Source organism: Bacillus sp. 7705b (assembly GCF_002289525.1).
In the GTDB taxonomy this organism is placed as follows: domain Bacteria; phylum Bacillota; class Bacilli; order Bacillales; family Bacillaceae; genus Bacillus; species Bacillus halotolerans.
In genome coordinates this window covers 15,971-38,221 of record NZ_NSDH01000022.1, presented here as the reverse complement: position 1 = coordinate 38,221, position 22,251 = coordinate 15,971, and the positions used below count along the sequence as shown (strand labels likewise).

Annotated in this window: 26 protein-coding genes and 1 riboswitch; of the genes, 19 read left to right on the top strand and 7 right to left on the bottom strand. The window is 44.1% G+C overall.

The window, feature by feature from the left end:
* The 4 genes from oppF (at position 1) to spx (ending at position 3,561) form a co-directional block, all read left to right on the top strand.
* Positions 1–918: an oligopeptide ABC transporter ATP-binding protein OppF gene (gene oppF / locus CJU60_RS09310; protein ID WP_095713622.1), complete on the top strand. Its 918-nt coding sequence runs from the start codon at positions 1–3 to the stop codon at positions 916–918.
* Positions 919–1,024: 106 nt separating this feature from the next.
* Positions 1,025–2,242, top strand: coding sequence for an MFS transporter (locus CJU60_RS09305; RefSeq protein ID WP_095713621.1), 1,218 nt, complete (start codon positions 1,025–1,027; stop codon positions 2,240–2,242).
* A gap of 165 nt (positions 2,243–2,407) precedes the next feature.
* A complete protein-coding gene (locus tag CJU60_RS09300) occupies positions 2,408–2,986 on the top strand; it encodes a GNAT family N-acetyltransferase (protein ID WP_010333747.1) in 579 nt (192 codons plus the stop codon).
* Positions 2,987–3,165: 179 nt separating this feature from the next.
* Positions 3,166–3,561, top strand: coding sequence for a transcriptional regulator Spx (gene spx, locus CJU60_RS09295; RefSeq protein WP_024120919.1), 396 nt, complete (start codon positions 3,166–3,168; stop codon positions 3,559–3,561).
* Positions 3,562–3,603: 42 nt separating this feature from the next.
* Here spx and CJU60_RS09290 read toward each other — a convergent pair whose 3' ends face one another.
* Positions 3,604–4,260, bottom strand: coding sequence for a TerC family protein (locus CJU60_RS09290; RefSeq protein ID WP_044156385.1), 657 nt, complete (start codon positions 4,258–4,260; stop codon positions 3,604–3,606).
* Positions 4,261–4,445: 185 nt separating this feature from the next.
* Here CJU60_RS09290 and CJU60_RS21380 point away from each other — a divergent pair, with 185 nt between their 5' ends.
* The 4 genes from CJU60_RS21380 to pepF all read left to right on the top strand — a co-directional run bounded on the left by CJU60_RS21380 (position 4,446) and on the right by pepF (position 8,562).
* The gene (locus tag CJU60_RS21380) at positions 4,446–4,571 is read left to right on the top strand and encodes a hypothetical protein (RefSeq protein ID WP_120698858.1); all 126 of its coding nucleotides are present in this window, start codon (positions 4,446–4,448) and stop codon (positions 4,569–4,571) included.
* The gene (gene mecA / locus CJU60_RS09285) at positions 4,538–5,194 is read left to right on the top strand and encodes an adaptor protein MecA (protein ID WP_024120921.1); all 657 of its coding nucleotides are present in this window, start codon (positions 4,538–4,540) and stop codon (positions 5,192–5,194) included. The genes CJU60_RS21380 and mecA overlap by 34 nt, the downstream gene beginning before the upstream one ends.
* Positions 5,195–5,351: 157 nt before the next feature.
* Positions 5,352–6,503, top strand: coding sequence for a competence protein CoiA family protein (locus tag CJU60_RS09280; RefSeq protein WP_024120923.1), 1,152 nt, complete (start codon positions 5,352–5,354; stop codon positions 6,501–6,503).
* 229 nt (positions 6,504–6,732) lie between these two features.
* Complete coding sequence (pepF, locus tag CJU60_RS09275; RefSeq protein WP_176471078.1) at positions 6,733–8,562, top strand: oligoendopeptidase F; 1,830 nt, start codon at positions 6,733–6,735, stop codon at positions 8,560–8,562.
* Positions 8,563–8,597: 35 nt separating this feature from the next.
* On the opposite strand, the gene CJU60_RS09270 is transcribed toward pepF, so the two are convergent.
* From CJU60_RS09270 to CJU60_RS09245, 5 genes are all read right to left on the bottom strand, one after another.
* On the bottom strand, positions 8,598–8,765 hold the full coding sequence (locus tag CJU60_RS09270; RefSeq protein WP_024120925.1) for a hypothetical protein: 168 nt from the start codon (positions 8,763–8,765) through the stop codon (positions 8,598–8,600).
* Positions 8,766–9,078: 313 nt separating this feature from the next.
* Entirely contained in the window at positions 9,079–9,978 is a 900-nt protein-coding gene (spxH, locus tag CJU60_RS09260; protein WP_024120926.1) for a protease adaptor protein SpxH, read from the bottom strand.
* Entirely contained in the window at positions 9,975–10,373 is a 399-nt protein-coding gene (locus CJU60_RS09255; protein ID WP_010333756.1) for a globin domain-containing protein, read from the bottom strand. Before CJU60_RS09255 ends, spxH begins: the two co-directional genes overlap by 4 nt.
* Before the next feature lie 256 nt (positions 10,374–10,629).
* On the bottom strand, positions 10,630–11,361 hold the full coding sequence (locus CJU60_RS09250) for a bifunctional muramidase/murein lytic transglycosylase (protein ID WP_255238335.1): 732 nt from the start codon (positions 11,359–11,361) through the stop codon (positions 10,630–10,632).
* Positions 11,362–11,375: 14 nt separating this feature from the next.
* Complete coding sequence (locus CJU60_RS09245; RefSeq protein ID WP_095713618.1) at positions 11,376–11,948, bottom strand: CYTH domain-containing protein; 573 nt, start codon at positions 11,946–11,948, stop codon at positions 11,376–11,378.
* Positions 11,949–12,071: 123 nt separating this feature from the next.
* Here CJU60_RS09245 and CJU60_RS09240 point away from each other — a divergent pair, with 123 nt between their 5' ends.
* From CJU60_RS09240 to CJU60_RS09225, 4 genes are read left to right on the top strand one after another with little or no spacing between them, the layout of a single operon-like run.
* Positions 12,072–12,440, top strand: coding sequence for a UPF0738 family protein (locus tag CJU60_RS09240; protein ID WP_095713617.1), 369 nt, complete (start codon positions 12,072–12,074; stop codon positions 12,438–12,440).
* A gap of 28 nt (positions 12,441–12,468) precedes the next feature.
* Positions 12,469–13,104 (top strand): GTP diphosphokinase, encoded by a 636-nt coding sequence (gene yjbM, locus CJU60_RS09235; protein WP_024120930.1) that lies wholly within the window; start codon positions 12,469–12,471, stop codon positions 13,102–13,104.
* Between the two features lie 19 nt (positions 13,105–13,123).
* A complete protein-coding gene (locus CJU60_RS09230; RefSeq protein WP_010333761.1) occupies positions 13,124–13,924 on the top strand; it encodes an NAD kinase in 801 nt (266 codons plus the stop codon).
* 14 nt (positions 13,925–13,938) lie between these two features.
* Positions 13,939–14,838, top strand: a complete 900-nt coding sequence (locus tag CJU60_RS09225; RefSeq protein ID WP_176471077.1) for an RluA family pseudouridine synthase — start codon at positions 13,939–13,941, stop codon at positions 14,836–14,838.
* Between the two features lie 17 nt (positions 14,839–14,855).
* Here CJU60_RS09225 and prpE read toward each other — a convergent pair whose 3' ends face one another.
* Positions 14,856–15,614, bottom strand: coding sequence for a bis(5'-nucleosyl)-tetraphosphatase PrpE (gene prpE, locus CJU60_RS09220; RefSeq protein ID WP_095713616.1), 759 nt, complete (start codon positions 15,612–15,614; stop codon positions 14,856–14,858).
* 162 nt (positions 15,615–15,776) lie between these two features.
* Here prpE and CJU60_RS09215 point away from each other — a divergent pair, with 162 nt between their 5' ends.
* From CJU60_RS09215 to thiF, 7 genes are all read left to right on the top strand, one after another.
* Positions 15,777–17,621 carry a monovalent cation:proton antiporter family protein gene (locus tag CJU60_RS09215; protein WP_095713615.1) on the top strand — a complete coding sequence of 615 codons (1,845 nt, stop codon included), beginning with the start codon at positions 15,777–15,779 and terminating at the stop codon, positions 17,619–17,621.
* A 62-nt stretch (positions 17,622–17,683) separates the two neighbouring features.
* Positions 17,684–17,792: riboswitch (TPP riboswitch) on the top strand.
* Between the two features lie 80 nt (positions 17,793–17,872).
* Positions 17,873–18,580, top strand: coding sequence for a thiaminase II (gene tenA / locus CJU60_RS09210; RefSeq protein WP_095713614.1), 708 nt, complete (start codon positions 17,873–17,875; stop codon positions 18,578–18,580).
* Positions 18,558–19,175, top strand: a complete 618-nt coding sequence (tenI, locus tag CJU60_RS09205; protein ID WP_095713613.1) for a thiazole tautomerase TenI — start codon at positions 18,558–18,560, stop codon at positions 19,173–19,175. Before tenA ends, tenI begins: the two co-directional genes overlap by 23 nt.
* Positions 19,159–20,268 carry a glycine oxidase ThiO gene (gene thiO / locus CJU60_RS09200; RefSeq protein ID WP_095713612.1) on the top strand — a complete coding sequence of 370 codons (1,110 nt, stop codon included), beginning with the start codon at positions 19,159–19,161 and terminating at the stop codon, positions 20,266–20,268. Before tenI ends, thiO begins: the two co-directional genes overlap by 17 nt.
* Positions 20,268–20,468, top strand: coding sequence for a sulfur carrier protein ThiS (gene thiS, locus CJU60_RS09195; protein WP_081638285.1), 201 nt, complete (start codon positions 20,268–20,270; stop codon positions 20,466–20,468). The genes thiO and thiS overlap by 1 nt, the downstream gene beginning before the upstream one ends.
* Positions 20,465–21,235 (top strand): thiazole synthase, encoded by a 771-nt coding sequence (gene thiG / locus CJU60_RS09190; protein WP_081638278.1) that lies wholly within the window; start codon positions 20,465–20,467, stop codon positions 21,233–21,235. The genes thiS and thiG overlap by 4 nt, the downstream gene beginning before the upstream one ends.
* Positions 21,232–22,242, top strand: a complete 1,011-nt coding sequence (thiF, locus tag CJU60_RS09185; protein WP_095713611.1) for a thiazole biosynthesis adenylyltransferase ThiF — start codon at positions 21,232–21,234, stop codon at positions 22,240–22,242. Before thiG ends, thiF begins: the two co-directional genes overlap by 4 nt.
* The last annotated feature ends 9 nt before the right edge of the window (positions 22,243–22,251 follow it).

Here is a 22,251-nt window from a genome sequence, read left to right as displayed (position 1 = left end):
TTGACGGAGAAACTATTAGAAATCAAACATTTAAAGCAGTACTTTGTTACACCGAGAGGAACGGTTAAGGCCGTAGATGACCTGTCGTTTGATATCTATAGGGGCGAAACATTAGGTCTGGTTGGTGAATCCGGCTGCGGTAAATCGACAACAGGCCGAAGTATCATTCGGCTATACGAAGCAACCGATGGCGAGGTGCTGTTTAACGGTGAAAATGTTCACGGTAAAAAATCCCGCAAAAAGCTGCTTGAATTCAACCGCAAAATGCAAATGATTTTCCAGGACCCATATGCATCGCTGAATCCGAGAATGACAGTCGCAGATATTATTGCAGAAGGCCTCGACATTCATAAGCTGACGAAAACGAAGAAAGAGCGTATGCAGCGGGTTCATGAGCTCCTGCAAACAGTCGGTTTAAACAAGGAGCATGCCAATCGTTATCCGCATGAATTTTCCGGCGGACAGCGGCAAAGAATCGGGATCGCGAGAGCTCTTGCCGTTGATCCTGAATTTATTATCGCGGATGAACCGATTTCTGCATTGGATGTGTCTATTCAGGCACAAGTCGTGAACTTAATGAAAGAACTCCAAAAGGAAAAACGGCTCACCTACTTGTTTATCGCCCATGATTTATCAATGGTCAAATACATCAGCGACCGTATCGGAGTGATGTATTTCGGAAAGCTGGTTGAACTTGCGCCGGCAGATGAACTTTACGAAAACCCGCTACACCCGTATACAAAATCATTGCTTTCTGCCATTCCGCTTCCTGACCCGGATTATGAGAGAAATCGTGTCCGCCAGAAATACGATCCGTCCGTGCATCGGTTAAAGGATGGAGAAAAGATGGAATTCCGTGAAGTAAAACCAGGTCATTTTGTGATGTGCACGGAAGAAGAATTTAAAGCCTATTCATAAGTTGAAAATCCTTCAAAACAAATGTTTTGAAGGATTTTTTTATACAGGCTGATAGAAAGTAAGAGTCATATCTTTTACAATTAGAGGAAAAAAGGAGGCGGACACTATTCAAATTATTCATCAGAAAAATGTCTTTGCGCTGGTTCTGTCGCAATCTCTGCAATCTTTAGCTGGAGTACTGGTGACAATCGTTTTAATGGTAAGGGTCTATCAAATGACCGATTCTGTCTTTTTTTCGGGTCTTATTTTATCATTCATGTCGTTTGCAAGTGTTGCGGCAAGCTTTTGCATTTCAGATGCACTCCATAAGCTTGGTTTTAAAAAGGTGCTTGCCGGTGCAAGTCTGCTGAGAGCGGTCTTTGCGATGCTAATCGCATACAGTGTCAGCCAAAACGGAATTTCCTCCTTGATCATGACGCTGCTGTTTGTTTTTTGTTTTTCATTTTCGGGCGCCTTTTTTCAGCCTGCAAGGTTCGCGCTGCTGCCTGTCATTGTTTCAAAAGAGCATTACGTGAAAGCGAACGGCGTGATTTCACTCGCTAATCAATTGTTTTTAACAGCTGGCTGGGGACTTGGAGGTTTTCTTACATATGCTGTATCTTTTGAGTTCGTTGTCGGCAGTGCCATATGCCTGTTTGTCTTTTCCGGAGCTTTCATCAGCCTGCTTCATGTGAACGATGAAGGAATGAAAAGAACAGCTGAAACAGCATCTGCCAGAAGTGTATGGAAGGATTTGATGACAACCCCGATTGTAAGAGACATCACTGCAATGGACATGATAGAAGCTCTTGCCGGCTCAGTTTGGTCATCTGCCATTCTTTTGGCTTTTACAGTGGCTGTTCTGCATGAAACAGAAGTGTGGTGGGGAATCTTTAACGCTTCTTATTTTATAGGTGCTATGATCGGCAGTGTCATCGCCATCCATTTTTCTGCATTTTTTGAGCGAAACATGGGGTACGCGATTATATTCAGCTCACTTGTAATGTCAGTGCTGACATTTTTCTTTGCGGTTTCTCCCTTGCCATTTTTATGCGCCCTGGCTTGCGCGGCGATGGGGCCTTTTTATCAGGTCAGAGATATTTGTCAGGAAACCGTATTGCAGGAGGTCATTCCGGCACATAAGCGCATCGGGATCATGGCTGCCAAAAACGCGCTGTTGACTCCTTGGTCTGGTGTTACTTATTCCATCATGGGACTGCTGGCTGATGCTGCTGGTGCAAAAACAGCTTTTATTTCGGCGGGTGTATTATATGGCATGACTTTTTTGATTGCGTTGGCACAGCCCGGCCTGAGTCGTTACAAACGGGAAAAACACGCGAATTGAGCATGACAAACATCTCCGGTGGAACGACGAATCGTCTTACTTGCCGAAAAAAAATGAAACCATGCGGAACGTTCGTACGTCTTTATAGATGTAAGGCTGTTTAAACAAGAAGAAATGGGGTATATCTAAAAGTATGAAGACAACGAACTCATAAGGAGCAAATCAATGAACTGGTACGAAAAGCTTAGCGAGTACTTTCCAATTGAAGAATTGAAATCAAAAGCGCATATGGAAGCTCTCTTGAAAGAGCGAAGCGATATTTATCATAAAGACGAAGGCAAGCATCATATTTTAATGTTTGCGGAATTTGAATCTTTTATCTTCGTTGATTATCTGTATGTGTCAAAAGATGCAAGAGGGCAGGGGCTTGGCGGCAAACTGATTGCCAAGCTGAAAAAGAAAAATAAGCCGATATTGCTTGAGGTGGAGCCTGTGGATGAAGATGATGCTGATACAGAAAAACGCCTGAGATTTTATCAAAGAGAGCATTTTAAGCATGCTCAGTCAATTGGGTACCGGCGCCGGTCATTGGCTACGAATGAAGTCAACAAGATGGAGATTCTGTACTGGTCACCGAAAACAGAATCAGAAGAAGAAATTCTTGAAGCCATGAAACAGACATATGAAAACATTCATACTTATAAAGATGAGAAATGGTACGGGGAATCATACGAAAAAACGGATGAAGTCCTGACACTCATTGATGAAGAAAAGCAAAAAAATATTTTCGATGAATTAAGCTAATTGAGAATGCAAACACATGAATAAAATAAAAATTTGCTGGATTGACACATTTTTTTCTTAGGACACTGTTCACACTTACTTTTTTATAGTATAATACCTATAAAGATTCCTTTTTTAGAGTAATTTCAATTTAAGAATAAAATAGATGTTCATCCTACTAATTAGAGGAGTGAAGATGAATGGTTACATTATACACATCACCAAGCTGTACTTCATGCAGAAAGGCGAGAGCGTGGCTCGAGGAGCATGAGATTCCTTATGTAGAAAGAAACATTTTCTCTGAACCTTTATCAATTGATGAAATAAAACAAATCTTAAGAATGACTGAGGACGGAACAGATGAGATCATCTCAACCCGTTCAAAAGTATTCCAAAAATTGAATGTGAACGTTGAATCAATGCCGCTGCAAGACTTGTACCGCTTGATCAACGAGCACCCAGGTTTGCTTCGCCGTCCGATCATCATCGATGAAAAACGTTTGCAGGTCGGATACAACGAAGACGAAATCAGACGTTTCCTGCCAAGAAAAGTCCGCTCTTTCCAATTAAGAGAAGCACAGCGTTTGGCAAACTAATAGATCGCACGTTAAAAAGAAGGCTGAGACATCAGCCTTCTTTTATTTTTCAACCTGCTGATAATAAATGCTGGCAAGGATGACAAAGACGACGGTTAAAATGGGGAGAAGCGCTTCAACGGCGCCGTGCTGAGCCATAAAAAAAGACAGCTTTTTATCCCGGACAATCATTTCTCCGCCTGTATAAGCCAATAATCCGCTTCCCGCATAAATCAATAAAGGTATTTTCTCAAGCGCGATGTGGATAAGTTTGCTGCCCCAAATAATTACCGGCACCGATACACACAGACCAATCATAACGAGAGAAAGCTCACCGTGCGACGCTCCTGCGACAGCAATAACATTGTCCAGCGACATAAACAGGTCTGCGAGTACAATTGTTCGTATGGCTTTCCACAGAGAGGTGCTGCTTTTGACATGCTGGGCGTCTTTTTTTTCAATTAATAGCTGGTATCCCAAATATAGAAGGAAAATTCCGCCAGCGCATTGCAGGAAAGGAATATTCAAAAGATAAACCGCTGCGCTTGTTAATCCAATTCTCATCGCAACGGCGATAAATGTTCCGAGAATAATGGCTTGCTGTCTTTGCTTGTCCGGTAAATTTCGGCTGGCCATGGCGATCACGACTGCATTATCGCCGCCGAGAATCAGATCAATTCCGACGATAAGCAGCAGCGATATCAGATAGTCATGCTCCATGAATCGGCACCTCGCTTTCGTTCCATCGCTTGTACCATAATATATGAAGCGGGACGCAATTTATGATAGCGGTGCGGAAGACAAGCCATTTTTTGGCCGAAGATGCATTTTTATTTCTTTTGTGACTGATTTATCATAAAATAGAAATACAAAGGAATTCACACTTGCCTTGGTTCAAGGTTAAGATGTGGACGGAATGGGTAAAGTGTAGTAAAGTACTATTAATCGGGAGCTTAGATGTCCCTTCAACATCTTATATAGAAGGGAAGGTTGGCAAATGGAAATTGAAAGAATTAACGAGCATACAGTAAAATTTTATATGTCTTATGGAGATATTGAAGATCGCGGTTTTGACAGAGAAGAAATTTGGTATAACCGTGAGCGCAGTGAAGAACTATTCTGGGAAGTTATGGATGAAGTTCATGAGGAAGAGGAATTCGCTGTTGAAGGTCCTCTTTGGATTCAAGTTCAGGCACTGGACAAAGGATTAGAAATTATCGTCACCAAAGCCCAGCTTTCCAAAGACGGACAAAAGCTCGAACTGCCGATTCCTGAGGATAAAAAGCAAGAACCAGCATCTGAGGATCTTGACGCCTTGCTGGATGATTTTCAAAAAGAAGAGCAAGAAGTCAATCAGGAAGAAAAGGAGCAAAAGCTTCAATTTGTCTTGCGGTTTGATGACTTCGAAGATGTAATTTCTCTATCTAAATTAAACGTTAACGGAAGTAAAACGACTTTATATTCGTTTGAGAACCGATATTATTTATATGTGGATTTTTACAATTTGACTGATGAAGAGGTTGAAAATCAGCTAAGCATCCTGTTGGAGTACGCGTCTGAATCCTCAATCAGCATACACCGTCTTGAAGAATACGGCAAGCTGGTTGTATCAGAGCACGCTCTTGAAACGATAAAAAAACACTTTGCATCATAGCAGACCGATTTCTTGACGGAAATCGGTTTTTTTCTATTTCAAAACAACATATTGAAGCTGGAAAATCAAAAACATACATAGAGGCAAAACATCAGCGAACAGGAGTTCATCGGTTATTTCCAGAAAGAGTTATGAATCTGGAAAGGAGAGATGACAATTGTTTAGTGCTGTGACGGAAGACGGCCAAGTGTTTCACCTTATAGGCAGGCAGAGGAGAGAACAATTAAAGCAGACCAGATTTTTCTGCCCGGTGTGTGCAGAGGAGCTCGATGTGAAGTTGGGGTCTCAGAAAGCGCCGCATTTTGCCCATAAACAGAACAAGTCCTGCACGATAGACATAGAACCTGAGAGCGCCTATCACTTAGAAGGAAAACGGCAGCTTTATGTATGGCTGAAAACGCAAAAGGCTTCCCCGCTCTTAGAGCCGTACGTGAAAGAGATTAAACAAAGGCCCGACATCTTGGCAAAAGTAAAGGGGGATACGCTTGCAGTTGAATACCAATGCGCGACTCTCGCTCCAGATGTCTTTCAAAAAAGAACAGCCGGTTTCAAACAAGCAGGACTGATACCGCAGTGGATTCTTGGAGGCAGCCGCTTAAAACGGACATCATCATCCTTTTACCAGCTGTCCGCTTTCCATTGGCAGTTTATCAATGCCAGTCCGAACAGTGATCTGTTATGTTACTGCCCCGAAACACATTCTTTCCTGAGGCTCAGCCGCATGATCCCGTTTTACACAACCCGTTTTTACTGCTCCGTCCAAACGATTCCAATCCGCCAGGCAGCGGCTGAAGATTTATTTTGCACTGAACCAGATTCTTCGTTTAAGCACTCAGATTGGACAGGAGCCATTCTCCGTTTTCGCCGCAAAACTCATCGCTTTCTCTCTAAAGATATGAATCGGATCAGGCTTCTGTTTTATGAAAAACGGCAAACACCTCTCTCTTTTCTTCCGACAGAGGTGTTTGTTCCTGTAAAGAAAGGAGCTGTTTTTAAGAGTCCCGTTTTTGTATGGCAGGGCTATCTTTATCTGTTTATTACGGATCTTGGATACAAACATGCGCCTATTCGCTTTTCAGCCGTTTTGCAGCACTGCAAAATACACATTCATAAAAAGAACATTTTGCTAAGAGGCGTATACAGGAATCAGGATTTCATTGAGGCGGTTAAACAGTACATTGAGTTTTTGTGCAAGAAGGGATTTTTGAGGGAGACTCAGAAAGAAGTATATGTGCTGAATCAGCCCGCAAAGCGCAGCCAATCATTACAGGATCTCATTGAAAAAGACAGAAGCTGTTTTATCGAATGAGTTTTCCTGATTTGGCTCAACCTAAGACAAAGGTGGTGGGCTGGTTGTGAGAAGCACAAAAGGAAAGGTTTTTCGTGTTTTTACTGCTTTTTTGGCATTCGTTCTCTTCATAACTGCATATGATTTGACAAATGGCAGTGAAAAACCGGAAGATATTCACAACACAAGTTTATTGAGAAACAACCGTTTTTTCAATTGGCTTGAATTAAAGAAAACGAGGGGGATCACCATGGCTGAGGAAAAAAAAGCTAATCAACTGCCTGACCGAAGCGAGGTAAAGGTAGAGGACACATGGAGACTAGAGGATATTTTTCCTAGTGATGAGGCCTGGAATAAAGAATTTCAAGCTGTCAAAGAATTAATACCGGATTTATCTAAGTATAAAGGCAAGCTGGCTGATTCAGCTGATCATTTATACGAAGCCCTTACTTACCAAGATAAGGTGATGGAGCGTTTGGGCAAACTTTACACATACGCGCATATGCGCTCAGACCAAGATACCGGGAACTCCTTTTATCAGGGGCTTAATGATAAGGCTGGAAATCTGTATACACAGGCCGCAAGCGCAACAGCCTATCTTGTTCCGGAGATTTTATCCATAGAGGAAGACAAACTGCAGCAGTTTATTCTTGAAAAAGAAGAGCTGAAGCTTTACTCACACGCGATTGAAGAAATCACAAAGGAACGCCCGCACGTGCTGAGCGAGAAGGAAGAAGCGCTGCTGGCTGAAGCTTCTGAGGTGCTGTCTTCGTCGTCAAATACGTTCAGCGTGTTAAATAATGCCGATATTACATTCCCATCTATTAAAGATGAAGAGGGAAATGAAAAACAGATCACTCACGGCAATTTTATTAATTTCTTAGAAAGCGAAAACCGCGAAGTCCGCAAAAATGCGTTCGACGCTGTATATAAAACATACGGCCAATATAAAAACACAATGGCGACTACCTTGAGCGGGACTGTGAAAAAAGACAACTTCTACGCAAGAATGAAAAAGTACAAATCAGCACGAGAAGCTGCGCTTTCTAACAACAGTATCCCTGAAGAGGTATACGACAATCTCGTCAAAACGATTAACAAGCATCTTCCGCTGCTGCATCGTTATATTGCACTGAGAAAGAAAGTGCTTGAGCTGGATGAAGTGCATATCTATGATCTGTATACACCGCTTGTGAAGGATGCGGGGATGAAGGTTACGTACGAACAAGCTAAAGATTATATGCTAAAGGGGCTTGCACCTTTAGGAGAAGAATACCGCTCTATCTTAAAAGAGGGGCTTGAAAACCGCTGGGTTGATGTTTATGAAAATAAAGGGAAACGCAACGGCGCTTACTCTTCTGGAACATACGGCACAAATCCGTATATTTTAATGAACTGGCATGATAACGTCAATAATCTCTTTACGCTGGTCCATGAGTTCGGCCACTCTGTTCACAGCTACTATACGAGAAAACACCAGCCATATCCTTACGGCAATTACAGCATCTTTGTCGCGGAAGTTGCCTCCACGACAAATGAAGCGCTGCTTGGTGAATATTTGCTGAACAATTTAGAGGACGAAAAACAGCGTTTATATATTCTCAACCATATGCTTGAGGGCTTTAGAGGAACCGTCTTCAGACAAACGATGTTTGCAGAATTTGAACATCTTATCCATATAAAAGCGCAAGAAGGAGAGCCGCTGACACCTGAGCTCCTGACCAATGTATATTATGATCTGAATAAAAAGTATTTCGGAAACGACATGGTGATTGATAAAGAAATCGGACTCGAATGGTCACGGATTCCGCATTTCTATTACAACTACTATGTATATCAGTATGCGACAGGGTACAGTGCGGCCCAGGCGTTAAGCAGCCAAATTTTGAAGGAAGGCAAGCCTGCGGTTGACCGTTATATTGACTTCCTGAAAGCGGGCAGCTCACAATATCCGATCGACATCCTGAAAAAAGCGGGCGTTGATATGACGTCTCCAGAACCGATTGAAGCTGCGTGCAAAATGTTTGAGGAAAAACTTGATGAGATGGAAGAACTGCTGTTAAAAGTAAAGCAGTCTTAAAAAAATTGCCTGTGCATAAATGATGCACAGGCTTTTTAAAATCCTTTAAAGGTTTTCCGATGGTTCAGGCGGTACAAGGTAAACAGAATAGAGAGAAACAGCAGAGGGGATGTAATGTAAAGAGGCAGCATATGCATCATAGCTAATAAATTTAAACAGAAAAAAACAACAATGCACACAATTGAGATCACATTAAACATCATGGCGATCCTCCTCGTCCTTGTTCCTTACAAGCATATGAATGAAATCTGTCAGTTATGTTTTGTGACAAAAATATGAACATTAAGCTTAATGGTTGTCAACAGTCGACAACTTTTGATATGATAAGGATGTGAAATTGATCACAAACAAACATTACCCCTTTGTTTGACCGTGAAAAATTTCTCCCATCCCCTTTGTTGTCGTTAAGACATATGAAACCGCGCTTATCCCGGCGCGGTTTCTTTAGTGCTTTGAACAGAACATATGTTTGATTTTTGCGCAAAAAAACAGCCTCAAGCATATACACGCCTGCGGCTATTTTTCACATGATTGGTATTCATCAGAACTGCTTGTAAGGGACTGCCAAAACATTCCGTGCTTGGCCTCTACTTTGGCAACCTTTTTAGCAAACGCCAATTTTTTCATTTCCTTTTCTACCTCTTCAAGACTCAAATCATATACAAGAGCGATTTCCTTAGAGGCAACGAAACGGAAATATTCAATAAAACATTCCAGAGGCGGTGTTTCTGACGGCTTCGGCTCGTCGCCAAGCATCTCAAATAAGATTTCTTCATATACATGATATGAATAGCTGCCGGGGACTTTAAGTCCTTCGTCTTCATGCTGCGTATTAAAAAACGTCAGCGTCGGTGTGGCTGTAACATCCATCTCAGCCGCGATTTTCATGTCACATTGAAGCGCCTTTACCGCGCTTTGGGAGTGAAGGTCTTTTTGAAATTCCTCGAGATCTAGGCTTGTTTTTGACGCTATTTCCAAAAGCACGTTTTCATCCGTAATATTCTTCTTCGAAACGAACAGACTCTCTTGCATATTCCGAAGAAATTGCATACCGGCTCTTCTTCCTTGAAGTTCGGCTGCCTTAAATGCGAGAGCGGCCATATATGGAGAAGAGAGCGGCTGATCTTGCTCAAACCATACACTGCCGTCACACGGCATACCGGAACGGCTAGCGATCTTTTCCCAGGCTTCTGCCAGAAGATGCTTTTTGCGTTTCTTATTTAACGCTGTAAGGCTTGCGGATGCTATGATGCGTAAGGTAAAAAAACGTCCGTATCTGATTTTCATTTTTTTTATGACAGGCTCTAAGGACCAGCATTCGGGACATAAAGGGTCAACAAACATGTAGATTTCCAGCGGTTTTTTTGGATGGCCGTGGCAATGGGCGAAGTATTGCTCATGCTGATAGTTTGTCAATATGATCGATCCTCCGCTTCTGTTTGATTCACCATATGCCTTGCTGTCAACTCCAGCCGGCCAAACAAAAATTCACGAATATCGCCCTCTAGTCCTACATGGTCCATTGCGTCTTTCATACAGCTGAGCCACGCATCGGCCCTCTCGTTTGTAATTGGAAAGGGAAGATGTCTTGCCCTGAGCATGGGATGGCCGTGTTCCTCAGTATAAAGGGGAGGCCCGCCTAAATACTGTGTCAAAAATTGCTTCTGTTTCCTGGCCGTTTCTGTTAAATCGCTCGGAAATATGGGCTTAAGCAAAGGATGAGACGCGACACGCTCATAAAAAGTATCAACAAGTTGCGATAGAAGTTCTTCTCCAATCGCTTCATAAGGTGCGTTAAACGATTGTCCCATGTTGACTACTCCTTTAAATATGGCTAATAGGAATCATAATTCCTATTGCAAAAAGTTATTTTCTGTATTTATTTCAATTCATCTATGATTTATTTTAGCAACAAGGCATCATTTCTACAAACAAACTGCCTTTTATGTGCTTGAAGACAGGGTTCGGCTTTAGAGCCGGGTTTGTATTTCATATCATATCACATACAAATCATGAATGTGTAAGATTTCACTCCGCAAAAAAACCGGAGGGCAAGAGCCGCTCCGGTTACGCGTAATAGGTTGCTGTTATTTTTTTTACATAGTTTTGAGTTTCTCTGAAAGGCGGAATGCCTCCGTATCGATCAACGTTTCCCGGTCCGGCGTTATAAGCTGCTAACGCCATGGATACATTGCCATCATATTTATCCAGCATTTGTTTTAAATACTTCGTTCCGCCCTCAACGTTTTGTTGCGGATTAAGCGGATTGGAAACGCCAAGTGAGGTTGCTGTTGACGGCATCAGCTGCATTAAGCCCATTGCGCCTGCACCGCTGACGGCTTTTGCATTGAAGCCTGATTCCTGTTTGATGACAGCGCGGATTAATTTTTCATCGACTCCGTATTTGTCAGAGGCTTTTTTTATAGCGCTGTCGATTGAGAAATCACCCGAGCTGACGGTTTTATCCTCTTGTTTGTTTGAGGAGACATCAACAGCAGCTGTTTCAGTGCTTTCACTCGCTTTTGTCATTTGGGCGACATTGCCGTTTGAATAGGAGTTAAGCCCGTAAGCTGAAAGCAGTGACGGCGATGTCCCGTAAACGCTGTTCAGCTGGCTGAGCGGGCTTGAAGATGCTGCTGACGCTGTTGTTTGCTGGGACAGTCCATTTGTATATTGGCTGAGCAAGGAGCTGAAGCTTGAAAGCGGGCTTTCGGCACTCTGACTGCCCGTGCTGCTTGCATTTGATATAGACTGTAATGCCTGAAGCTGAAGGAGAGCCGCCCAATTCGTTACGTTCACTATGTCATTCCACCTTATATAGACTTTCGTTTTTCTTCATAAAAACGCTGAATTTTATTTTTGGTTTCGCGCAGAGGAATACTGAATTGCTGAAGCAGCTTTTCAAAGGCCAGCTTGCCTTTATGCCAGTCAGCCGCCTCAAATTCGATTTCATAATCCTCTTTATTTAAATATCGGCTGTGATCTAAAACTATTAAACCTTTTTCTGTTTCTTTTTCTGCACGATTTGTTGCTAAAGATCCAAAATAATGAATGGCGTCTGTATCGATGTGAAGCTTCTTCAGCTGGTCCTCGACAGGGCCTTTCGGAATCGTGAAACGTGTAAAGTCGGATACGCCGGAAAGTTTCTGGTGGGTTTCCAGAAGTCCAACTTCAGCCGGTTCTTTTAAGGTCAGCACATACTCGCCATTTTTCTTGCGTATTCGAAGCGCCGCATGTTTTTGTTTCAGTGCGAAGCTGTTTGTATCAAAATAGTGATTCTCTTGATTTGTAAATTCTTTTTCTGTCAAGTGCAGTGCTGCAGCTATGTTTTCAAATTCATGTTTTGTCAGCAGATTTTTAAATTCAATTTCAATTTCTTGGCTCATGATTGTCTTCCTTTCAGCTCTGTAAATCTCATTTTTACTATTATCTCTTTAGATGTTAGGTTTATCAATATCGAGCTTGATATGATAAAATGAATCTGTACTTTGTTTATAAAGGAGAGCATTATGCAAAACAGAATCGAAATCTTAAATGCAACACTATCGGATGATGAGCTTCGCCTTACCTGTGAGACAGAAGGAATCGAAGCAGAGCGCAAGCCGTCAGGTCAAATGCTTGTTGATTCTGACAACATTGCTTTTGTATACATACTTGAATTAGCTGATTCTTTTGAATATGTCATGATAAAGGAACATATATGGCCTGAACTGAAGCAGGCCCATGATCAAAGAAAACCGATTGTTTTAGAGGCAGGGAAGGAAAGCATTGAGCTGTCAGGCCTCTATGAGGAGCTGGAGTATCTTTTAGAAAATATTAAAGATAATGCGAACTACGGAGAAGAAATGGAAGAAAAAGTGAAACGCGTATTTCTATAGAAACTGGTGCTGAATTGGGGGATGTATGATGGATGACAAGCAATGGGAGCGTTTTTTAGTGCCGTACCGCCAGGCTGTTGAAGAATTAAAAGTGAAGCTTAAGGGGATCCGCACGCTTTATGAATATGAGGATGACCATTCACCGATTGAGTTTGTGACAGGACGCGTCAAGCCTGTGGCGAGTATACTCGAAAAAGCCAGACGGAAAAGCATACCGTTACATGAAATTGAAACCATGCAGGATATCGCAGGCCTTAGGATCATGTGCCAATTTGTCGATGACATCCAATTTGTAAAGGAAATGCTGTTTGCCCGAAAAGATTTCACCGTTGTGGATCAGAGAGATTATATTGCAGAACATAAAGAGAGCGGGTATCGGTCATATCACCTTGTCGTGATGTATCCTTTGCAGACGATATCCGGAGAGAAACATGTTCTTGTTGAAATACAGATCCGTACGCTGGCGATGAATTTTTGGGCGACCATTGAGCATTCATTAAATTATAAATACAGCGGAAACATTCCTGAAAAAGTAAAACTGAGGCTTCAGCGCGCTTCTGAAGCGGCTTCGCGGCTTGATGAAGAGATGTCGGAGATCAAGGGTGAAATACAGGAAGCTCAAGCTGCCTTTTCTAGAAAGAAAAAAGGAAGCGAGCATCAATAGGTAAAGGGGAAGAAAAAGCATGAAATTTGCCGTATCGTCAAAAGGAGATAATGTTTCTGATACGCTGAAAAGCAAAATACAGGCGTATTTATTGGATTTTGACATGGAACTGGATGAAAATGAACCGGAAATCGTCATTTCAGTCGGGGGCGACGGGACGCTCTTATACGCTTTTCACAGATACAGCGACAGGTTAGATAAAACGGCTTTTGTCGGCGTTCACACGGGTCATCTTGGGTTTTATGCGGACTGGGTTCCTCATGAAATTGAAAAACTCGTGCTCGCAATTGCGAAAACACCGTATCATACTGTGGAATATCCGCTCCTTGAAGTGATAGTGACCTATCATGAAAATGAGCGAGAGGAAAGATATTTGGCGTTAAATGAATGTACGATTAAAAGCATAGAAGGAAGCCTTGTGGCGGATGTGGAAATCAAAGGGCAGCTCTTTGAAACGTTCCGAGGCGACGGCCTTTGCCTGTCCACGCCTTCCGGGAGCACAGCCTATAATAAAGCGCTGGGCGGAGCAATTATCCACCCATCCATCAGAGCGATTCAGCTGGCGGAAATGGCATCTATCAATAACCGCGTATTCCGGACGGTCGGATCACCGCTCCTTCTCCCATCCCATCATGATTGCATGATTAAACCGAGAAACGAAGTTGACTTTCAAGTAACAATTGACCATTTAACTCTGCTTCATAAGGATGTAAAGTCCATCCGCTGCCAGGTTGCATCCGAAAATGTAAGATTTGCAAGATTCCGTCCGTTTCCGTTTTGGAAAAGAGTCCAGGATTCATTTATCGGAAAAGGTGAGTAGAAAGAGGACGTATCGTGGAGCAATTTATTATTGAAAAGAACATCACTTCCGCTGAAGACGGAATGACCTTAAAGGAATATGCGGGCGAGCTGGGGATTTCTAAACGTCTGCTGACCGACATCAAGTTTAGCGGAGGAGATCTTCTCATTAACGGTAAGCATGTGACTGTTAAATACGTATTGAGAGAGGGAGACCTTCTTGTTGTAAAGTTTCCTGAGGAACAGGTGAGCGAGACGCTTTTGGCCGAGCCAGTTCCGCTCGATATTCTGTATGAGGATGAACACGTGCTTGTGATAAACAAACAGCCGTATGTGTCATCTATTCCGTCGCGAGAGCACCCGGCGGGAAGCATAGCAAATGGCATCATCCATCACTACCAAAAAAACGGATTGCGGGCCACGGTGCATCTTGTCACCCGGCTAGACCGGGACACGTCTGGTGTCATGCTGATTGCCAAACATCGCTTTGCCCACTCCATTTTATCGTCGGCGCAAAAAAACGGCCTTGTGAAACGCAGATATGTTGCGGTTGTGCATGGACGTATGACAGAGACAGAGGGAAAGATAGACGCCCCGATTGACAGACATCCTGACAGTATCATTGAACGGATGGTGACACCGGGCGGTCAGAAGGCTGTTACTCACTTTCGTGTCACACGTATAACAGATGACTTAACCTCGGTGGCATTGCAGCTTGAGACAGGGCGGACCCACCAGATTCGCGTCCATATGAGCTATCTCGGACACCCGCTGTGCGGCGATACGTTGTACGGCGGAACGAGACAAAAGATTGACAGGCAGGCGCTGCACAGTGAGCAGCTGTCGTTTATCCACCCGCTGACGCAGGAGAAAATGACGTTTCATGCGGCTCTGCCGCACGATATGCAAGAATTAGTTAAAGGAGAGAATCATTAAAACGATTCTCTCCTTTTTTATATGGGGCGAAATCTAGATTCGTCATAGGGCATAGAGCTTGGAACGGAGACTGTCTCCAGTTCGGGAAAACGCAAGGCCGTCAGTTCATTCCCAAACACACAGCCTGTATCAATGTTAATGGTGCGATTTATGATGCGGGGCTCTTGAACAGGTGTGTGTCCGTATACAACCCATGCTTTCCCGTTATAGGCGGCGGCCCAATCCCTCCTGACGGGTCTGCCGTCCGGATACGTTTCACCCGTCACATCGCCGTAAAGTACAAAGTCCTTTACTCTCCTTGTGTTTTTGCCGATATCGTCAGCCTTTATGCCAGCATGGGCGACAACCAATTCTCCATTATGTAAAATGTCGTAAAGCGGCGCAGTTTCATACAGCTTCATAAATTGTTCGCTGACTTTTCTTCTTTCTTCTTCAGAAAGTGCTTTAAGCTCTGCCGCAGTTGTTTCAAGACCGTGCATCACTTTAACGGGATTTCCTTTTAAGTAGCGGTACAGCTTATTGCAATGATTTCCCGGGACATAACGCACTGCTCCTTGTTCATAAGCGCCGGCTACAAAGCGGATGACTTCAATTGATTTAGGGCCTCGGTCTGTCAAATCCCCGGCAAAAACAAGCATCCTGCCTTCATCATGTACAGGCAATCCATTTTTTATTGTGTATCCAAGTTTTTCTATCAGGGCTGTCATTTCATCGTAGCAGCCATGAATATCGCTGATAATATCGTAGTAAGCCAATGCAGCATCCTCCTTACTCATGATTTTATTTATTATGAAGCAAATTGCTGTGAGTCATCACCAGCTTTTATGTGCAAATTATAGAAGAATCATTTTCTAAAAAAAATGAGACCTTATTACTTTATTTTTCATCATCACCCTTGTTAAAATCGCGTTATGTTTTTTTAAAAGGAGGTTCAGATTATGGCGCATACATCTGTCGCATCATTAGTTGTCGTACTTATCGTTGCATTTTTAACTCCCATCCTTTTGCATCGGTTTAAACTCAGCATTCCTGTTGTAGTTGCTGAAATTATTATGGGATTGATTATAGGAAAAAGCGGTCTTAATTTAGTTGTGGAGGGTGATACTTGGCTTCAGACGCTCTCTATGCTGGGATTTATCTTTTTAATGTTTTTAAGCGGGCTTGAAATTGATTTTTCATCCTTTGAGAGAGGAAAGAAAAAACAGTTTCTGCAAAACGGCAAGGAAGCACCCAATACATTTGCCACAGCATCCATTATTTTTATCGGTATTTTTATTTTATCATTGCTGCTGTCCTATGGGTTCGTCTTGGCCGGATTTATCCAAAATGCTTTTTTAATGACGCTTATTATTTCTACGATTTCGTTAGGTGTTGTTGTTCCAACCTTAAAGGAAGAACGGATCATGGATTCAAACATCGGGCAGATCATCCTGCTTGTTGCTGTGATTGCTGACTTGGTCACTATGATTCTTCTTGCTGTATTTTCTTCTCTATACGGAGAGGACAGCGGAAACATGTGGCTCTTGATGATCCTGTTCGCAGCCGGAGTAGTGCTTTACTTCTTCGGCCGGGTCTTCAAACACCGTTCTTTTGTTCAATCCATGTCAAAAGGGACGATCCAGATCGGGACTCGTGCTATTTTCACCTTAATTATCGTACTAGTGGCTCTGTCTGAATCACTGGGGGCAGAAAATATTCTCGGCGCTTTCTTAGCGGGCGTGCTTGTTTCCCTGCTCTCGCCGAACAAGGAACTGGTTCAGCAACTTGATTCCTTCGGCTACGGGTTCTTAATACCGATTTTCTTTGTGATGGTCGGTGTAAAATTGGATATTTGGACACTTTTTCAGGACCCGAAAATTTTAGTGATGATTCCGCTGTTGCTTATGGCGCTGTTAGTAAGCAAAATTCTTCCTGTCCTGTACTTGAAGAAATGGTATGATAACCGCACAATATTGGCGTCTGGTTTCCTGCTGACATCAACGCTTTCTCTTGTGATTGCCGCTGCGACAATCGGCCAGCAGCTTCATGTAATCAGCGCGAATATGTCAGGAGCGCTTACGCTGGTGGCGGTTATTGCAAGTATTTTTACGCCGGTCGGTTTTAAAAAGCTGTACAAAAAACAGGAGCAGCCGGAGGAGAAAAAGAAGATCACATTTATCGGCGCTAATCAAATGACACTGCCTGTGACACTTGAATTGCCTGAGAGCGAGTATAAAGTGCGTGTCGTGCACGTTTATCAAGAAAACGCTGAGGAAAAGCTGTCAGACTCAGTATTTTCCGTCGAAACGATTTCTGATTATGAGCATCAAACCCTTGAATCACTCGGTATATTTGATACAGAAATCCTTGTAGTGGCGACAGGGGATGAAGACATGAATACGGACATCGCATTATACGCCAAAGAAAAAGGAACAGAAAGAGTCATTGCCAGCACCGGATCACCGGAGAACGAAGCGAAATTGAAAGAGCAGGGCATCAGCATCTTTTCCATCTTGCTGTCGACCAAAACGCTGCTTCGCGCGCTGATAGAAGCGCCTGGCGTCATGAAACTGCTCACGAACCAGGAGTCCTCGCTGTATCAAATTAATATGGAAAACAGCAAATACGATGGCGTGATTCTCCGTGAATTCCCTTTAACAGGCGACGTGATTTTTGTCAGGATTTTCCGAGGTGTGGACAGCATTGTTCCTCACGGCGATACAAGGCTGAAAATCGGAGACCGCTTAATTGTCACCGGATCACGCGGGTACGTAACGGATCTTAAGAAAACATTGGAAGGATAATATCTTGACCAAATAAGGATTCGTGTTAATATAGAGGTGCAGAACAATTCAATATGTATTCGTAAAACCACTAGGGGTGTCCTTTATAAGGGCTGAGATAAAAGTGTGACTTTTAGACCCTCATAACTTGAACAGGTTCAGACCTGCGTAGGGAAGTGGAGCGGTATTTGTGTTATACAACTATGCCAATTCCAAACCACTTTTCCTTGCGGGAAAGTGGTTTTTTTATTATCAGACAGGGGGAATGACGTGTGAAGTTTTCAGAAGAATGCCGCAGTGCAGCCGCAGAATGGTGGGAAGGCAGCTTTGTCCATCCATTTGTTCAGGGGATCGGTGACGGAACTCTCCCGATCGACCGCTTTAAATATTACGTGCTTCAGGATTCTTACTATTTAACTCATTTTGCAAAGGTGCAATCGTTCGGTGCCGCTTATGCAAAGGATCTTTATACAACAGGACGCATGGCCAGCCATGCTCAAGGTACATATGAAGCGGAGATGGCGCTTCATCGCGAGTTTACGGAGCTTTTGGAAATCAGTGAGGAAGAACGGAAGTCATTTAAGCCATCTCCTACCGCTTACTCCTATACATCCCATATGTACCGTTCGGTTTTGAGCGGGAATTTTGCAGAAATCTTGGCAGCTCTTCTCCCGTGCTATTGGCTTTATTATGAGGTTGGTGAGAAATTGCTGACATGTGATCCGGGGCATCCGATTTACCAGAAGTGGATTAGCACATACGGCGGTGACTGGTTCAGACAGCAGGTGGAAGAACAAATTAACCGCCTGGATGAGCTGGCGGAAAACAGCACCGAGGAAGTGCGTGCCAAGATGAAAGAGAATTTTGTTATTTCCAGCTATTATGAATATCAGTTCTGGGGAATGGCTTATCGAAAAGAAGGCTGGTCAGACAGCGGCGTAAAAGAGGTGGAAGAGCTTGGAGCTGCACGCCATAACTGATGACCGCAAGCCGGTTGAAGATCTAATGAGATCAATTATAGCCATTCAGGATGAGGTTGATTTCATCCATATTCGTGAACGGTCTAAATCGGCGGCTGACATTTTGAAACTGCTGGAGCTTATTTCTGAAGGCGGTGTTGATAAGCAAAAGCTGGTGATGAATGGCCGGGTTGATATTGCGCTTTTTTCAAATATTCACCGCGTTCAGCTGCCGAGCAGCAGCTTTTCGCCGAAACAAGTAAGAGCCAGATTTCCTCACCTGCACATTGGGCGATCGGTGCATTCACTGGAGGAAGCGCTTCAGGCAGAAAAGGAAGACGCTGATTATGTTTTGTTCGGCCATGTGTTTGAAACGGATTGCAAACAAGGCCTTGATGGCAGAGGCGTGTCTTTGCTTTCAGAAATCAAACAGAGGATCTCGATTCCGGTTATTGCAATTGGTGGAATGACACCTGCCAGATTAAGAGAAGTGAAACAAGCAGGTTCAGACGGTATCGCTGTCATGTCCGGAATTTTTTCTTCCGATGATCCTTTGGAAGCTGCCAGACGATATTCCCGCAAGCTAAAGGAGATTCAGTATGAAAAGGCATTATGATGCAGTTGTCATTGGAGGCGGAATTATTGGTTCCGCGATAGCTTATCAGTTGGCAAAAGAAAAGAAAAACACCGCATTGCTTGAAAGCGGAACAATCGGCGGCAGAACAACAAGCGCCGCGGCAGGGATGCTTGGCGCCCATGCTGAGTGCGAGGAGCGGGATGTGTTTTTTGATTTCGCCATGCACAGTCAGCGTTTGTATCAGGGTCTTGGAGAGGAGCTATTTGCATTATCCGGCATTGATATCAGAAGGCATGAAGGCGGTATGTTTAAGCTTGCATTCTCCGAAGAAGACGTGTCCCGCTTGAGACGGATGGACGATTTGCATACTGTCAGCTGGCATACAAAAGAAGAAGTGCTGGAAAAAGAGCCGTATACGGCCGGTGAGATTTACGGGGCGAGCTTTATTCAGGACGATGTTCATGTTGAGCCTTATTTTGTGTGCAAGGCATACGCTAAATCGGCTAAAGCGCTTGGTACGGATATTTTTGAGCATACTCCCGTTCTTGATGTGACACGTGGCGGTGAATCCATTTTGATCAAAACGGGTTCCGGTGACGTGCATGCGGACCATGTCGTGGTTGCCAGCGGGGTCTGGAGCGGGATGTTTTTTAAACAGCTCGGGTTGAACCAGTCATTTTTTCCTGTAAAAGGAGAGTGCCTGTCTGTTTGGAATGATGATATTCCGCTGACAAAAACACTTTATCATGATCATTGCTATATCGTACCGAGAAAAAGCGGCAGACTGGTTGTCGGCGCGACGATGAAGCCTGGTGATTGGAGCGATAAGCCGGATCTTGGCGGACTTCAGTCGGTTATGGAAAAAGCGAAAACGATGTTGCCGGCGATTCAGAATATGAAGGTTGATCGTTTTTGGGCGGGACTGCGTCCGGGGACAAAGGACGGAAAACCATACATTGGCAGACACCCTGAGGACAGCCGCATTTTATTTGCGGCGGGCCATTTCAGAAACGGGATTCTGCTTGCTCCTGCAACGGGTGCTTTAATCGGTGATCTCATTATGAATAAAGAGGTCAAGGCAGACTGGCTGCACGCCTTTCGAATTGATCGCAAGGAGGCGGTTCAGATATGATGCTTCAGCTGAACGGTAAACAAGTTGAGTGGGATAGAGACACAGGTACGATTCAGGATTTGCTTGCGTCTTATCAGCTTGAAAATAAAATCGTGATCGTTGAAAGAAATAAAGAAATTATCGGTAAAGAACAATATCACGAGGTAGAGCTTTCTGATCGTGATGTCATCGAAATTGTCCATTTTGTAGGAGGCGGATGAGAATGCTAACAATTGGTGGGAAACAATTTCAATCAAGGTTGCTGCTGGGCACGGGAAAATATCCATCGTTTGACATTCAAAAGGAAGCGGTGGCTGTTTCAGAGTCTGATATTTTAACATTTGCTGTGCGGAGAATGAATATCTTTGAAGCGTCTCAGCCTAATTTTCTGGAGCAGCTTGATTTATCAAAATATACGCTTCTGCCAAATACAGCAGGCGCCAGCACGGCGGAAGAAGCAGTTCGAATTGCACGGCTTGCGAAGGCATCCGGGCTTTGTGACATGATTAAAGTCGAAGTCATCGGGTGCAGCCGCTCCTTGCTGCCCGATCCTGTGGAAACGTTAAAAGCGTCTGAACAGCTTCTTGAAGAAGGGTTCATTGTGCTGCCGTACACTTCGGATGATGTGGTACTGGCGAGAAAGCTTGAAGAGCTTGGTGTTCATGCCATTATGCCGGGGGCTTCTCCGATTGGATCGGGACAGGGGATTTTAAACCCTCTGAATCTGTCATTTATCATTGAACAGGCGAAAGTGCCTGTCATCGTGGATGCCGGAATCGGATCGCCAAAAGATGCGGCATATGCAATGGAGCTTGGAGCGGACGGCGTACTGCTGAATACAGCCGTATCAGGTGCGAACGATCCGGTGAAAATGGCACACGCCATGAAGCTCGCGGTAGAAGCAGGCCGTCTATCTTATGAAGCAGGCCGCATTCCAGCCAAGTCATATGGGACGGCAAGCAGTCCGGGAGAAGGTCTTCCTGTATGACGGACAGGTATTCCAGACAGGAGCTGTTTGCTCCAATCGGCCCCGAAGGCCAGAAGAAACTGAGAGAGGCGCGCGTTGTGATCATCGGCGCCGGCGCACTGGGAACAGCCAGCGCAGAGATGCTGGTGAGAGCGGGCGTCGGATCGGTGAAAATCGCCGATAGAGATTACGTCGAATGGAGCAATCTGCAGCGCCAGCAGCTTTACACAGAAAATGATGTCAAAAAGGAACTGCCGAAAGCAGCAGCTGCTGAGCAGCGTCTTCGTTCCATTAACAGTGATGTGGATGTGACCGGACTTGTCATGGATGTCACAGCAGAAAACGTATCCGAGCTGATTCGCGGCGCATCAATCATTGTAGATGCCGCCGATAATTTTGAAACCCGGCTCATTGTGAACGATGCTGCGGTGAAAGAAGGCATTCCGTTTCTTTACGGCGCTTGTGTGGGGAGCTACGGTCTTACGTTTACTGTATTGCCGGGAGTAACACCCTGCCTTCATTGTTTACTCGATACTCTTCCGATTGGCGGTGCGACATGCGACACAGCCGGCATTATCAGCCCGGCTGTTCTGCAGGTTGCTGTCCTTCAGGTGACAGACGCCCTGAAACTGCTGACGGGAGAGGAATGCGAGCCTGTGCTGCGCTCCTTTGATCTGTGGAAAAATGAGCGGTCAGAGGTAGGAGCAGCGGGACTTAAAGATGACTCGTGTCCAAGCTGCGGCACAAAGGATTTTCCGTTTTTATCATATGAAAATCAAACGAAAGCAGCAGTATTGTGCGGCAGAAACACGGTGCAAATCAGATCCTCTTTCACAAAAGAAGCAGATCTTGACGTGATGGCGGGGCAGCTGAGGCAGGCGGGGCTGGAAGTAGCAGCGAATCAGTATTTAATTTCCTGCCGCTCGGATGACATGAAAATGGTGCTGTTTAGGGACGGCAGAGCATTGATCCACGGAACAAATGATATTGCCAGGGCAAAATCCATCTATCATAAATGGATTGGGTAATAAAAGGAG

Excerpts from the sequence above, each read along its gene's own strand:
- thiO (WP_095713612.1), top strand. The coding sequence starts at position 19,159 with ATGAAAAGGCATTATGATGCAGTTGTCATTGGAGGCGGAATTATTGGT.
- CJU60_RS09215 (WP_095713615.1), top strand. The coding sequence starts at position 15,777 with ATGGCGCATACATCTGTCGCATCATTAGTTGTCGTACTTATCGTTGCA.
- thiG (WP_081638278.1), top strand. The coding sequence starts at position 20,465 with ATGAGAATGCTAACAATTGGTGGGAAACAATTTCAATCAAGGTTGCTG.
- thiS (WP_081638285.1), top strand. The coding sequence starts at position 20,268 with ATGCTTCAGCTGAACGGTAAACAAGTTGAGTGGGATAGAGACACAGGT.
- CJU60_RS09270 (WP_024120925.1), bottom strand. The coding sequence starts at position 8,765 with ATGATGTTTAATGTGATCTCAATTGTGTGCATTGTTGTTTTTTTCTGT.
- CJU60_RS09290 (WP_044156385.1), bottom strand. The coding sequence starts at position 4,260 with ATGGAGCATGACTATCTGATATCGCTGCTGCTTATCGTCGGAATTGAT.
- CJU60_RS09255 (WP_010333756.1), bottom strand. The coding sequence starts at position 10,373 with ATGGGACAATCGTTTAACGCACCTTATGAAGCGATTGGAGAAGAACTT.
- CJU60_RS09230 (WP_010333761.1), top strand. The coding sequence starts at position 13,124 with ATGAAATTTGCCGTATCGTCAAAAGGAGATAATGTTTCTGATACGCTG.
- pepF (WP_176471078.1), top strand. The coding sequence starts at position 6,733 with ATGGCTGAGGAAAAAAAAGCTAATCAACTGCCTGACCGAAGCGAGGTA.
- mecA (WP_024120921.1), top strand. The coding sequence starts at position 4,538 with ATGGAAATTGAAAGAATTAACGAGCATACAGTAAAATTTTATATGTCT.
- CJU60_RS09245 (WP_095713618.1), bottom strand. The coding sequence starts at position 11,948 with ATGAGCCAAGAAATTGAAATTGAATTTAAAAATCTGCTGACAAAACAT.
- spx (WP_024120919.1), top strand. The coding sequence starts at position 3,166 with ATGGTTACATTATACACATCACCAAGCTGTACTTCATGCAGAAAGGCG.
- CJU60_RS09240 (WP_095713617.1), top strand. The coding sequence starts at position 12,072 with ATGCAAAACAGAATCGAAATCTTAAATGCAACACTATCGGATGATGAG.
- prpE (WP_095713616.1), bottom strand. The coding sequence starts at position 15,614 with ATGAGTAAGGAGGATGCTGCATTGGCTTACTACGATATTATCAGCGAT.
- CJU60_RS21380 (WP_120698858.1), top strand. The coding sequence starts at position 4,446 with ATGTGGACGGAATGGGTAAAGTGTAGTAAAGTACTATTAATCGGGAGC.
- CJU60_RS09300 (WP_010333747.1), top strand. The coding sequence starts at position 2,408 with ATGAACTGGTACGAAAAGCTTAGCGAGTACTTTCCAATTGAAGAATTG.
- yjbM (WP_024120930.1), top strand. The coding sequence starts at position 12,469 with ATGGATGACAAGCAATGGGAGCGTTTTTTAGTGCCGTACCGCCAGGCT.
- thiF (WP_095713611.1), top strand. The coding sequence starts at position 21,232 with ATGACGGACAGGTATTCCAGACAGGAGCTGTTTGCTCCAATCGGCCCC.